This window comes from Anaerolineales bacterium (genome assembly GCA_016928575.1).
GTDB lineage: Bacteria > Chloroflexota > Anaerolineae > Anaerolineales > RBG-16-64-43 > JAFGKK01.
The window spans coordinates 1-13447 of record JAFGKK010000132.1 but is presented as its reverse complement, the minus strand read 5'-3'; the positions used below and the strand labels follow the sequence as shown (position 1 = coordinate 13447).

9 protein-coding genes and 1 tRNA gene are annotated in these 13447 nt (G+C 63.7%); 2 read left to right on the top strand and 8 right to left on the bottom strand.

Features of this window, described 5'->3' with window-relative positions; translation table 11 throughout:
* Positions 1–96 precede the first annotated feature (96 nt).
* The gene (nadD, locus tag JW929_16070; GenBank protein ID MBN1440924.1) at positions 97–690 is read right to left on the bottom strand and encodes a nicotinate (nicotinamide) nucleotide adenylyltransferase; all 594 of its coding nucleotides are present in this window, start codon (positions 688–690) and stop codon (positions 97–99) included.
* Positions 678–1943: a GTPase ObgE gene (obgE, locus tag JW929_16065; protein MBN1440923.1), complete on the bottom strand. Its 1266-nt coding sequence runs from the start codon at positions 1941–1943 to the stop codon at positions 678–680. Before obgE ends, nadD begins: the two co-directional genes overlap by 13 nt.
* 97 nt (positions 1944–2040) lie before the next feature.
* On the opposite strand from obgE, the gene JW929_16060 reads away from it, so the two are divergent.
* Complete coding sequence (locus JW929_16060) at positions 2041–2679, top strand: redox-sensing transcriptional repressor Rex (protein ID MBN1440922.1); 639 nt, start codon at positions 2041–2043, stop codon at positions 2677–2679.
* Positions 2680–2806: 127 nt separating this feature from the next.
* Here JW929_16060 and JW929_16055 read toward each other — a convergent pair whose 3' ends face one another.
* From JW929_16055 to JW929_16030, 6 genes are all read right to left on the bottom strand, one after another.
* Positions 2807–3184 carry a response regulator gene (locus tag JW929_16055; protein MBN1440921.1) on the bottom strand — a complete coding sequence of 126 codons (378 nt, stop codon included), beginning with the start codon at positions 3182–3184 and terminating at the stop codon, positions 2807–2809.
* Positions 3185–3198: 14 nt separating this feature from the next.
* Positions 3199–9549: a GAF domain-containing protein gene (locus tag JW929_16050; protein MBN1440920.1), complete on the bottom strand. Its 6351-nt coding sequence runs from the start codon at positions 9547–9549 to the stop codon at positions 3199–3201.
* Positions 9550–9573: 24 nt separating this feature from the next.
* Positions 9574–10461: a response regulator gene (locus JW929_16045; protein MBN1440919.1), complete on the bottom strand. Its 888-nt coding sequence runs from the start codon at positions 10459–10461 to the stop codon at positions 9574–9576.
* Positions 10462–10783: 322 nt separating this feature from the next.
* Positions 10784–11413, bottom strand: a complete 630-nt coding sequence (locus tag JW929_16040) for a 4-vinyl reductase (protein ID MBN1440918.1) — start codon at positions 11411–11413, stop codon at positions 10784–10786.
* A 49-nt stretch (positions 11414–11462) separates the two neighbouring features.
* Positions 11463–12005: an ATP/GTP-binding protein gene (locus tag JW929_16035; GenBank protein ID MBN1440917.1), complete on the bottom strand. Its 543-nt coding sequence runs from the start codon at positions 12003–12005 to the stop codon at positions 11463–11465.
* A 15-nt stretch (positions 12006–12020) separates the two neighbouring features.
* Entirely contained in the window at positions 12021–12839 is an 819-nt protein-coding gene (locus JW929_16030; GenBank protein MBN1440916.1) for a DUF4388 domain-containing protein, read from the bottom strand.
* 418 nt (positions 12840–13257) lie between these two features.
* Between JW929_16030 and JW929_16025 the strand changes: the two genes are divergently transcribed.
* Positions 13258–13330 (top strand) — tRNA-Glu (locus tag JW929_16025).
* Positions 13331–13447 lie beyond the last annotated feature (117 nt).

Sequence of the window (13447 nt, the reverse complement as noted above, 5' to 3'; positions counted from 1 at the left end):
GAGAGGGGGAAGGGGCCAGGGGATAGGGGTGAGGATGGAAAAGAGCAGGATTTCATTTCAGTATTACTGAGGCTGAGCAGATACAAATTGGATTGCTTATCGATACAGCCCGTTCCGCTGGATGATCGCCTCGACAGCCTCGGGGACCTGGCCGGGGATGGCTTTGCCTTCCCTGATCCGGTGGCGGATCCAGGTGGAGGAGATGTCCATCGGCGGGGCGTGGATGAACACTGTCTTGCGGGCGATTCCGGGCACGAATTTCTCCAGCCGGGCCATGTTGGTGTGAGCGCCCGGCCGCCGCAGCACCGCCAAGGTGCACAGGCGGATCAATTGCTTCGGGCGGTGCCAGCGCAGCATGTCCCGCAGGGAATCGCCCCCCAGCAGCAGGGTGAAGTCGGCCCCCGAAATCCGCCGATGGAGGATCTTCAGGGTGTCCACCATGTAGTGTGGCCCCTGCCGTTCGGCTTCCACCTCGCAAAGCTCAAAGGACGGATTGCCGGCAATCGCCGCCAGCACCATTTCCCGCCGGACGGGGTAGGGCGTGATCCGGTCGTCCTTGTGCGGCGGATCGGGGGTCAACACCCACAGCACGCGCGCCAATCCAAGCTGGCGCAAGCCTTCGGCGGCCAGCGCCCGGTGGGCGTTGTGGGGCGGATCGAAGGTGCCGCCGAGTATGCCTAATCTTTCCATTCCAACTCGTGCCTTCCGATGCGGACCGTATCCCCCTGCCGGATCCCGGCTTCCTGCAGGGCGCGGTAGATCCCGATCAGCTCCAGGATGCGCTGAAACCGGGCCACGGCTTCATCGAGCTCCCAGTAGGTCATTTCCGCGGCGCGTTCGATCCGTTTGCCCTCTACGCGCCATGCGCCGTCGGCCTCGCGCAGGATCCGGAAGGCCGAAGGATCCTCCCCGGAACGGTAGACCGGGAGTTCCCGATCCGCGGCCGGCGGAAGCGGGGCTTCCCGCAGCAGCTGCGCTGCACGGTAAAGCGCCTCCCGGGTTCCCTGGCGGGCGAGCGCCGAAACGGCCAGCGGTTCAACCCCCCGGCCGGACAGTTCCCTGCGCAGGGAGTCCCAGCGCTGCTTCGCATCAGGCAGATCCATTTTGTTCACCGCGACCACCTGCGGTTTGCGCGCCAAATCCGGATCGAACAGCGCCAACTCGGTGTTGATTTGCGAGAAATCCGCCAGCGGATCGGCGCCGGCGCCGTCCAGCAGGTGGATCAGGACGCGGGTGCGCTGGATGTGCCGAAGGAATGCGGACCCAAGTCCGGCGCCGGCGTGAGCGCCCTCGATCAGCCCCGGGATGTCGGCCAGCACGACGGTTTGGTATTCGTCCAGCAGGGCGACGCCGAGGTTGGGCTCGATGGTGGTAAACGGGTAGGGGGCGATCTTCGGTTGGGCGGCTGTGACCGCCGCCAGGAAGGTGGATTTCCCGGCGTTGGGCGCGCCCACCAAACCGATATCGGCGATCAGCCGCAGTTCGAGGAGCAGTTCCTTTTCCTCGCCCGGTTCGCCCTTTTCGGCGACACGGGGAGCCTGACGGCTGGCCGAGGCGAAATGCGGATTGCCGCGGCCGCCCCGTCCGCCGCGCGCCACTCGGATCCGTTGCCCGTCATCGGTCAGGTCGCCGAGCAGCTTTCCCGCGGGCAGATCGCGCACCAGCGTTCCGGCCGGCACGGGGATGACGGCGTCGGCGCCCGATTTTCCGGTCTTGTTCCCGGTCCCGCCCTTGGCGCCGTCTTCGGCGCGGAAGACGCGCTGGCTTCGGAAGCGGTATAGGGTGTTCAGCCGCCGGTCGACTTGCAGGTAAACGCTGCCGCCGCGCCCGCCGTCGCCTCCGTCGGGGCCGCCGCGGGTGACGTATTTTTCACGGTGAAAATGCATCAGGCCGTTTCCCCCCCGTCCGGCGCTGACGCGGATTTTCGCTTCATCCAAAAACATCTTGTTTGCCTGAACGCCTCATTTGTGATACATTTCTCAATCGTAGTGTATCATCATTTGCCGCTTTTTCCGGCGCGGTATGATGATGGAGCAAGAGATGCCCCACAAAGCAGCTTCTGTCAAGGCCATTCCAGACATCGTCGTCGGCCGATTGCCGTTCTACCTGCGCACCCTTCGCGTGCTGGCCGCCGAGGGTATGGAGATCACTTCCTCCCTGGAATTGGGCAAACGGCTGGGCCTAACCTCCGCACAAATCCGCAAAGACCTTTCCTACTTCGGCGAGTTCGGCAAGCAGGGCTTGGGCTACAACATCCCCTTTCTCATCGGGCAGTTGCGCCGGATTCTAAAGGTAGACCGCGCGTGGGGGGTGGTGCTGGTGGGAGTCGGCGACCTCGGCCGGGCCATCGCGCATTACCACGGGTTTCACGACCGCGGTTTCGAAATCCGCATCGTATTCGACAACGACCCGGGCAAGATCGGAAAAAACTTGGCGGGGCACACCGTGGAGGACATGGAAACCATGGTGGATAGGGTCCGGGAGGCCGGGATCCGCATCGCCATGTTGGCGGTTCCGGCCACCGCCGCGCAGAGGGTGACGAACCTGCTGGTCAAGGCGGACGTGAAGGCCATCCTCAATTACGCGCCGATCACCCTCGGCGTGCCGAAGGGGATCCAGGTCCAGAACATCGACCCGGCGGCCCACCTGCAGCACATGACCTATTACCTCGAGGCGTAATCTTCTAAAAAAAGCCGCAGAGCCGCGGAGAACGCAGAAAGATCAGAGGAAAATCTCCGCGTCCTCGGCGGCCCTGCGGTGAACAGTCTTTCGCCCCAACCGACATTTTCCGCTCAGGGCAGAGGGACTAAGATTCCTCCCCCTTATCCAAGATTTCCGTGATGCGCTTGTTCAACTGATCCGGCGAGAACGGCTTAAGGATGTATTCCGCGGCGCCGGCCTCCAGCCCGGTTTGCACTTCGGCTTCCTGGCCCTTGGCCGAAAGGAAAATCACCGGAATGTGGCGCAGGGTCGGATCCGCCTTTAACCGCCGGCAGGCTTCGTATCCCGTCATCCGCGGCATGCGCACATCCAGCAGGATCAGATCCGGCTGCTCGCGGCGCGTGCTTTCCAAGACTTCCTCCCCGTTGCCCACCGCGACCACTTGGTGTTTCCCATAGGTCAAGGTAAAGACGATCAAGTCGCGGATATCCCGTTCGTCTTCGGCGATCAGTATCTTGGCCATGAGTCCCGTCCTTGTCAGGATTGTACCGCGTCCCGGGGAAGCATAACACGGAACGTGGTTCCTTTTCCAGGAGTCCCGTCGCTTTCCACCGTCAATGAGCCGCCGTGCATCTCCACCAGCCGGCGGGTGATCGGCAGGCCCAAGCCGGTGCCGGGAACCGCCATCACGGAAGGGTTTTCGCCGCGGTAGAAGCGCTCGAAGATCCGTTCGTGTTCGGAAGGGGCGATCCCGATTCCGTTGTCCGAAATGTCGATCCGCACGCCGCCGGGGCGGGAGGCGGCGCGCAGGGTGATTTTGCCGCCGGCCGGGGTGTAGAGAAAGGCGTTTTCCGCCAGATTGTGGAAGATCTCCGACGCCCGGCTGCGGTCGGCCTGGATCGCGGGCAGGTCCGGCTCCAGGTCGAGGACGATCTCCATCGGCTTCCCTTCCTGGGCGCTTTTGCGCCGCAGGAGTTCGGCAGCCTCTTCCAGGAGGGCCGGGATTTCCACCACGTCCAGGTTCAGGCGGATTTGTCCGGATTCCAGGCGGGAAATGTCGAGCAGGTCGCTGACCAGCAGCTCCAACCGGTCCGAGTTGTCCTTCACGATTTTCAGGAACCGGCGCTGCTCGTCGTTCAGGCGCCCCGCGGCGCCCATCATCAGCATTTCCGTGTATCCGCGGATGGCGGTCATGGGCGTGCGCAGTTCGTGGGATACGGTGGCGACGAATTCGGATTTCAGCCGGTCGATCTCCACTTCCTGGGTGATGTCGCGGAAGACGGCCACCGTCCCGATGAATTCGTCGACGTTTCCCACCGGAGCCAAGTGGACCGAAAGCACCCGTCCGCTGTCGAGGGTAATTCGTTCGGCGAGGAAATCGCCGCCGCCGATCTCCGCCGGCTCGCTCCGCCAAAGGTGCAGGCGTTCCTGCCACACAAGGCCGGCCTTGCCGAACAGGCCGATGAACTCGCCCGCCGGCCGGCCGATCACCTGTTCCCGCGGCAGGTTGAGCAATCGCACGGCCGCATCGTTGAACAGGACGATCTTCTGCTCCTCGTCGGTCACCATCACGCCGTCGGCGATGGCTTCCAGCATGGCGCGCGATTTGCGGCTCTCGACCTGCTGGCTGCGGACCAATCCCCCCAGCCGGTCGGCTTGGTCGCGAATCAGGCGGTACAGTTCGGCGTTGTTGATCGCCGCCGCCACCTGGTTGGCCGCGGCCGACGCCAATTGCAGTTGTTCTGGATTGAACACCGAGGGATCCTGGCTGAGCAGGAGCAGGACCCCCAGGGCGTCCGCGCCCACCATCAAGGGCACGGCCAAGGCGCTGTGGTAGCGCATCGGCTCGTCCGGGTACAGGTGGATCCAGCGCGGATCCTTTTCCAGATCCGGCAGGATGACCGGCTGGCGTTGCTGGATGACCCATCCGGCCAGGCCTTCGCCGGCGTGGAAGGGCAGGGACCGTCCGCCCCTGGGCAGGGGGGAATCCTTTTCCAATGACGCCCGGTAGACCAGCTGTTGGGTCTGCGGATCGAGCAGGACGATCGCCGCCTGGTCCGCGCCGATGGCCTCGTTAACCAGCTGGAGCGCGCGGGTGAGCACCTGATCCAGATCCAGGCTGACCACCAATTCGGTGCTGATGCGCAGAAGGGTTTCCGCCCGCTGATGCTCACGCTCCAGCGCCGTGGTGCGCTCGACCACGCGGTGTTCAAGGTCGGTTGTCAGGGCGTGCGAGGCCTGGTGCAGGCGGACGTTCTCAAGCGCCTGGCCGAGCTGGGCCGAAACCGTTTGCGCCAGGGAAAGATCGGCAAAAGAAAAGACGTGGGGTTCCGGGCTTTCGATCAGGATCAGTCCGGCCGCGTCGCCCGAAAGCAACAGCGGCAGAATCAGGAGCGAGTTCACCTGGCGCTCCTTCAGCCAGGCGCGCAAAGCCCCCGTCCGCGGATCGGCGGGTGCGTTTTCCACGTGCATCGGGGAACGGGTCTGCAGGATCGTTTCGATCAGCGGCGACCCGCGCAGGGGGACGCTTAAACTCATCGCCGAGGGGCGGCCGGGGTAGATGTGTTCGGCGACGACCGCGGCTTCGGCCCGCGCCGGTTCGATCAGCACGGCGGCGGATTGGGGGACGTCGAACGCCGCCGCCAGCTCGCGGCAGGCGGTTTGCAGCAGGGTGCGCTCGCTGCTGGTGGTGATCGCCGCGTTGGTCAGCCGGTTTAGCAGCGCCAGGTGCGATGCGCGCTCGTCCAACTCGCGCGTGCGGTCCGTCATTTCCTGGAACAGCCTGGCTTTTTCGAGGGCCAGCGCGCTTTGGTTGGCGAGCGACAAGGCCACCTCTTCTTTGCTGTGGGAGAAGGCTTCGGCCGTCGTAAAATTCTCGAGCAGGAGGATCCCCAAAACCCGTCCGGCGGCCTGCAGCGGCACCCCCAGGGCCGAGGCCGGAATCAGCCCCATCGTCCCGTTCCGGTAGGCTTCCAGGTTTTCCGCGGTCAGGTTGAAATCCGAGGCCATGTCGACGTGCGCCCAATGGATCGGCTTTCCGGCCGAAAACGTCTGCCCCGGCAAGCCTTCGCCTTCCGCGCAGGCGATGCGGTGCAGGAAGCCGGCGTTGGCGTATCCGGATACGGCTTGGACGGCGAGTTTCGATTGGGCTCTGTCCCACAGCGCGACCATTGCCCCTTCCGCTTCCGGAACCGCGTTGCGGGTCTCGTCGACCAACGATTGCAGGATCAGGGGCACATCGAGGCCGGACACCTGCCGGCTGAATTCGAGCAGTACGTTCCCTTCGTGCAGCCGTCGCTGAGTCTCTTCAAGCAGCCGGGCGTTCTCGAGGTAGATGGCGACCTGCTCCCCGAGCAGCAGGAACAGGTCTTCGTCTCCGGCGCGAAACGGCGTGGCGGCCTCCTGCGAAACGATCAAAGCCACGGCCTCCGTCTTGGACCGGGCGCGGATTGGGAAGCACAGGAACGACCGAGCCTTGAGCGCCGTGAGCAACGCGGAGTTCTGCCAGGCCGGGGCGTCGTCGAGGGAAAGCGCGAGAATCGGCTGGCCCCGCTGGAACATGCTTAAAATCGGATTGTGCTGTCCAAGCAGCATCTCCACCGGAGTATCGGCCGGAACCTTCCCGGCCGAAAGCCGCAGGCGCGGTCCGCCGGGGCGTTCCTCGGCGATCAGCACGATGTCGAATGCATAGGATTCCAAAATGCTCTCGGCGAACGTCCGGAACAGCGATTGCGGTTCGGCCTGGGTCGAGAGGAATTCCGTGACCTCGACCAGAGCCAGGAGGCGGTTCAGCCGGGCTTGCAGGTCGAGGGACTCGGCGGAGGCCGGCCCCGCTTGCGGCGGTCCAAAGGCGGCCGCCTGACCGGCCGACTTTCCGGGGCGCAATTTTTCGCCCAAAGCCTGCTGCAAGATGTCGGTCTGGATGGCGACCGTCGCCTGCGAGGCGAAGATCTCGAGAAAGGAATGATCGGTTCCCGGCTTCGCGCCGACCGGCGGGGACGCCGCCAGCAAACCGACCAACTCGTTTCCGGAGGTGCGCAGCGGAAGCAGCAGGATCTCCTGCGCTTCCATCTCCTTGGCGATTTCGGACCTGAAGCGCCGCGCTTCCGCGTCATCCGCCGGGATCCCCAGGGGGATCGGTCCTTCGGCGTCGCCCCGGGCTGAAACCCAACGCAGGATCGTTTCCCGGGAAAGGCGGATCGCCTGGACCGCCTGCCAGGCTGAATCGCTCAGCCCGGAACGGGCGTGCCACTCCAGCGCGTCCTTGCGGAGCGACCCGATCACGACCGGAGTGAGTCCGAGGGCGTCGTGGATGCTTTGCGTGATGGTTTCCAGCCGCTGGGGCAGCGGGGAGTGCGAAAGCGAGATCTTTCCCGTGTGGTGGATGGTCGAGAGCAGTCGGGCGCGGCGCCGCAGGGCGTCGTCGGTCTGGACTTGCTCTTCGTGGCGCTGGGCGTTGCCGACGGCGATGGCGATCTGAATCCCGAAGGCTTGGACGATCTCCATCGACGCGCGGTCGAACCAGCCGGGTTGGCGCGAGTGCAGGTCGATCAGCCCGACCGCGTGCTGTTCGTGGATCACCGGCACGAGGATCGCGGACAGGATTCCGGGATGATCGGCCTTCACCGGTTCGGAGGGGAGATCGCGGATCAGATGCGGCTTGCCGCTTTCCAGCACCTCCGTTTCCAGGGGGGAGAGGGCATTGCCGGCGAGCGCTTCGCCCAGCAGGAACAGCGGCCGCAACGGATAGCCCGACCGTTTCGGGTCGAGCAACGCTATCCGTCCGCAATCCGCGCCGGTGACGCGCACGGCTTCGTCGAAGATCAATTGCAGCAGATACGGCAGGTCGATCGTCGTGTTCAATTCACGCGAAACCCGGGTGAGCGAGGTGAGCTGATCCACCCGGCGGCGGAGGGACGTGTCGGTGGCGGAAAAGAGTTGTTCCCGTTCGACGGTTCCCGCCAGTTGGCCCGCCGCCGCGGAGAGGAACTCCTGCTCTTCGGAATCGAACGCGCCTTCTTTCCGGCCGACCAGGATCTCCCCGATCCCGCGCCCGCGGACGAACAACGGCGACACGATCCAATGCTCGATCTGGCAGTTCTCCACCCACGGACGGTAATAAGGCGGCGGACCGCCGGAATCTCCGGCCGGCCGAATGACCGCGGGTTTCCCGGTGAAAGTCACTGCATGCCGGCTGAGGGGGTCGGCGGTGGAAAAGGAGGCGAAGCGACGCTTGTCCTCCTCGCGGAGGCCGAAGGCCGAGGCCGGGTGCAGCTGGATTTCATCTCGGGATTCGTCGAGGAGGAAGAGGACCGCCGTGTCGGCGGAGAGCATCCAGGCGAGTTCGTTTATGGCCTGGCGGAGGTATTCGTCCAAGGGCGGCGGCGAGGCCGTCAGGGCCGACAATCGGCGGATGAAATCGGAGCGTTCCGACGCGCGCCGGTACTTTTCCAGAACAAGCAGGCTGCGGATCAGGCGCCCGGCTTGGGCCGCCAACGGGGTCCAGCGGCGCAGGGATTCCTCGTCGATCGCCTCCGGAGCCTTGGCGGCGGCCCACAGCCACCCGGCGGCGTCCCCCGGCGGTCCCAAAGGCAGGATTGCCGTACTCACGAGTCCGAGGGCCTGTGCGAGTGGCAGCAGGCCCAGTTCCGTCAGCAAGGCGAGGGCGTCGACGCCGGATGCGGCCAACGCGTCCGTCGTCTGCCAGCGGATCCGCGCCGGACTGCCGGTGGGAATCGCAATGTGCATCATCGGCAACAGGTGGTCCGGAATTCCATAGAACGGCCGGCGCGGCACCAATGCCTGCCGGGCTTCGTCGTATATCAGAAAGCCGAAGAACGGCGCGTCCACCAAGGGCGACGCCGCCCGAAGCAGTTCGGCGAAGAAGGCATCCGGTTCGGTCAGCAGGTTGGCGGTCTGTGCGATTTGCGCTAGGGCGCTCGCCTCGGCTTCGCGGCGCACGTCGTTTTCATGGACCAGCGCGTTTTGGAGTGAAAGAGCGGCCATCTCCGCGGCCGGAGCAATACGGGCGAGGGTATCCTCCGAAAACGCCGAAGGACGGACCGCGTAGAATTCGATCGTGCCCAGCAGTTCGCCGGAAACCTCCAAGGGGAAACCGAGGAAGGAGTGAAACTGTCCGTTTTCCGCAGAGGGCGCGGCCGCCGGTCCGAGCTGCTTCGGCAAATCCGAAATCCGCAGCGGTCGCCGCTCCCGGGCAAGCAAGCCGGAGGATCCCTCTCCCAGACGCATTCCCGCCCGGGGAAGGTTGAGCGAGGGGTCCAAAGATGCTCCGGAAAGCGAGGATTTGGGGATCAGCATCTGTCGAATTGGATCCCAGATAGCGATCATGCACCAATCCGCTCCGGATATAGGAAGCAGATTGGACAGAAGCGTGCGAGCGGTTTTTGGGAAATCCAACGAGGAAAATGCCGCGGGAAGGAGGCCGGGAACCGGGTTATGGGCCGGCGCGGTTAAGAGTTGCCAGGGCTCCGGCAGAGGGCGGAAGTGGATTTCCATCGCGGACTTTCCGTTTGCGCCGATCCGATGGGAGCGGACGTTGTACAGGCGCCCGCGGATGCGGACGACCGACCGGCTTTCCATGGCGGCCAACCGCAGGAAATCCGTCTCGGGCGATTGTGGAGGAGCCAGGCTTTGCAGCGAAGGGACGGTTCCGGAGAGGGAAAACCAACGCTTGGCCAGGCCGTCGGCGCGCAGGATTTTGCCGTCCGGCGACACGACCATCCGGGCTTCCGCGGCGCTTGCCTCGCCTGCGGTGGACTTGCGCAGCGACGACGGCCGCCGGCGAAACAGGGCCGCACCCAACCAACACCCGCCTCCCAACAGGAGAAAGCACAGGCCAAGAAAGAGGAGCTGTCCGGACAGGGCCATGTCGGGGAGGGCGTCCGGCGCGGATTACGGATCCGCTCGGCCGGCGAGGGCCGAGAGTTCCGTGATCTGGCGGACGTCGGTGAAATTATGTTGAGAGGCGCGGATGACACCCACCGTGAGGCGGATGAGCGGCGCGCGCTTCTCCGTGGCGCCGGGACCGGGGACCGCGACGTAGCCTCTTTGCTGATCGAGGTAGGAATATTTATTGGGAATGGCGCGGGTGAACCGGCTCTTAAGCTGGGTTTCCAATCCGGCCGCGCGCTTTTCCTCGGTAATCACCACAAAGCTGTCGCCCCCGGAATATCCGATGAAGTCGTCGACAGCCCCGCACTCATCGACCGTCTGCAGGATCAGTTCCGCCGCGAAGCGGAGGAACTCGTCGCCGGAGGAATCGCCGTAGGCGGCCCGGTAGGAATCGAAATTTAGCAGGCGGAAGGTCAGCATCGACCAGTCTTTTCGGGGGAGGATTTCCTTCAGGCGGGCTTCGATCTGGCGGCTGGCGGGCAATCCCGTCCGCGGGTCGGTGAGGTTTTCCCGCTCCGCGCGGGCGATGGCGTTCTGCACCCGCAAACGGAGTTCTTCGATGTCGAACGGTTTGGTGATATAGTCGTCGGCTCCCAACTCCAAGCCGGCGATCCGGTCCCGGCGCTCGTCGCGCTGGGTCAAGAACAGGATCGGGATGTGCCCGGTGCGGGAGGAAGCGCGCAGCCGCCGGCAGATTTCGTATCCGTCCATGTCGGGCAGGATGATGTCGAGGACGATCAGTTGCGGGAGGGAATGGCGGGTGAGGGATAAGGCTTCTTCTCCGCGGGCCGCGACGGCAACCTCGAAGCCCTGCGATTCGAAATACGTCCGCAGCATGGCGCCGACGTCCGGATCATCTTCCACAACCAGTATCCTGCCGCTTTCCATAGGGCCTCCTGGACGCAACCCCTCGGCGCATTGATTTTACTGCATCTGGAAGGCGGGGGAATGCGGGTTTCTTGCGGGGAGGGATGGGAGGGTTGTCATGCCCGCGGCCGCCCCTGCGGCCGATTCCGCTTGCGGGGAGCGGGGGGCCGCGATGGGGGAGAAAAGATCGGCGCGGCGTCCGCCGAATTCTTCGCGGCATTCCGGGATCCGCCGGCGAAAAAAACCTTTCCGCAGACGGGTGGCCGATGGCCATTGCAGCGGCTTCACAATCTGCGGCGGAGATTTGCGACGGAGGCGGACTGCGGCCGCGGATGGGACGGCCTTAGGATTTGGGTTTGATCCGATAGGTGCAGGTGGGATCGCCCGTTGCGCGGCAGGCGATTTCTTCCACCGTGTGCGGCCGTCCGCTGCAGGCCCAAGCAAGCCCTTCCTGAAGGGCGCCGACCGGCAGTTGGCAGCAGGGCGAGGAACGGGAGAGTCTCCAACAGTGCGGGCACCGGTCGTTGATCAGCAGGTACTCGCGGGGTTTTTTCTCCACCCGAACCCGTTGGTCGCTGTAGTGGTTCAACAACCAGGCGATCAGCTCCAATCCGCGGAAGATCTTCTGGGAGGGCGGCAGGAGGCGGAAATTGCGGTGCGACAACCCCAGGATTCCGGAGAAGATCCGCAAACCGCGCCGGAACATCACCCGTCCGGTGCGCAGGCAAATCCCGCGCGCGGGCTGTTCCCCGTAGGCCTCCTCCAGCGCCTGGAAGATGGCCGCCGGAGTCCCGAAGGGCAGATCCGGCACGCCGTTTTCCGGGATGTCTATGCCCGCTGCGGCAAGGAGCGGCGCGAGCTTCTGCCGTCCAACGACTTCCTCGAAGGCGGCGATCATCAAACCGCCGATTTGAGCGGGGTAGATTTCCGGAAGCGCCTGCGGCGGAACAGGCCACGAGGCGGAAATGTCCAAGGGTTGGGGACGGGCTTCCCTGCGGGGTGCGGATGTGTTCTTCAACGGATCAGGATTTATCGCCGGTTTCGATTTCCTGAAGGATGCTTCCGAGCAGCTCCAGGAGGATGGCTTTTACTTTCTCTTTGTCGTTGGCGACGCAGGGCAGGCACTTCACGGCCGGGTCCAGTTTTAAGGCGATGCGGAGGTCGTCCACCGGCCAAGCTTCGGGGACGTCCTGTTTGTTGGCGGCCACCACGTAGGGGGTGGGCGCGTAGGCGCGGAAGGTGTCGAGGATGAAGCGCGCCTCGCGGAACGTTTCCGGGCGGGAGCTGTCGACGATGACGACGAATCCGAGCATGCCTTCGGAAAGGATTTCCCACATGAAATCGAACCGCTTCTGGCCGGGAGTGCCGAACAGGTAGAGGACCAGATCGTCGTCGACCGTAATCCGGCCGAAATCCATGGCCACCGTCGTCGTCTCCTTCACCTTCTCCACTTCCAAGGAGATCTTCCGTTCCGTCGAAACCACCTCGATTTCGCTGATCGAACGGATGAACGCGGTTTTTCCTGAGTTGAACGGCCCGGTGACCACCATTTTTACGGTCTGCATGTTGGAAAGCGCTCCTTATAACGAGCGGATACGATCGGCCAGGCGTTTGATCAGGCCGGCCTGCTCGGGCGTCTTGGGGATGGGCTGGATCTTCGCCAGCGAGGGCGGCGGCGGCGCACCTTCCGGCTGAAGAATTTCGACCACTCCGGCCTGCATTAAGCCGTACACGATCCGCCGCAATTCGATCTCACTCAGGCGGTTGGCCCGTGCGATCTGGCGCATGGTGTTCTTGGGCGAGATGTAGGAGACCACCCGCCATTCTTCGACGCTCAGGTTGATGTTGCGCAGGCGTGCGTCGGGCCGGTCGGTGAACTTCAGCGCAAGATCCAGGTTGGGAATCTCCTCTTGCAGCTGTTCGTATTCCCGCATCCGGCGCGCGCCCTCCATGATCAGGTTTTCCAGATCAATGCGCACGGTGATGCGGTCGTCGGGGGGCAGAATCCCAAGGTAAAACTGGAAGATTCCCTCGTTCCAGGTGAAAAGCCGGAAGACCAAGTCGTTGAGGTATTTGTGAAGCGATTGCAGGATCGCCTGCTGGGTCAGGTAATTGGCGTGGATCAGCAGCAAGCCGAGTTCTTTGTCGTTGGCCGATTCCGGACGGCTTTGAAGCGTGGTGGCCTGTTCTTCGGTCAGCAGATGGTTGTAGCGCAGAATGGAAATCAGCCTGCCGCCCTCGTCGCCGCGCTGGCCGTAGATCAGCTTTCCTTCCAAAAACGCCAAGCTGGCCAATTCGGCCGGTCCCTGGATGGTTAGGGTTCCGCTTTTCTTGGCGATGTGTATCAGGTTCAGCAGTTTGGTGACGCTGAAATCGCGCAGATTGCCCTGGAGGGCCATGCTGAATTCCGATCCCGCAGAGAAAGGATGCGACCGTGGTGTGCCCGGTAACTCGCCAGCGGATTATACCCGCAAGGTTCGGGGAAGGTCAAACGCGGAACTTTTTCAGTCCAAGGTTGCCCGCTTCTTGGAATCCGTTGCCCTTCGAGGGGAGGGAAAACCGGTGCGCTCCGGTCGAATGTTTTCTTGCAGGATTTTTTTCTTACGGCGATACGGTGTTCGGAAGAGCGGCTGTAATTATCATAATGGAAGAAGCAGGAACCACTCGAAAAACCTTCCTCCGGAAGAATCGACCGGTCTCGGGTGTCGTCAATCGGATTTCGGACGCTCGGACCCAGGAATCCGTTTGTTTTCCCGATAATTAGAAAAGTGCGAGTTGACCGAGCCGAACCGGGATGTTAAAATGCGAGTCGAATAAGCCCCCGTCGTCTAGCGGCCCAGGACGTGGCCCTCTCAAGGCCAAAACACGAGTTCGAACCTCGTCGGGGGCACAAATGCAAGAAATTGGGACGAAAGTGGGTCCGGTGCATTTTCCGGCCTAATCCGGCCGCCCGTTTCGGAGTTATCCGGCCGGTGATTCCGGAGTTATCCGGCCACCCATTCCGGAG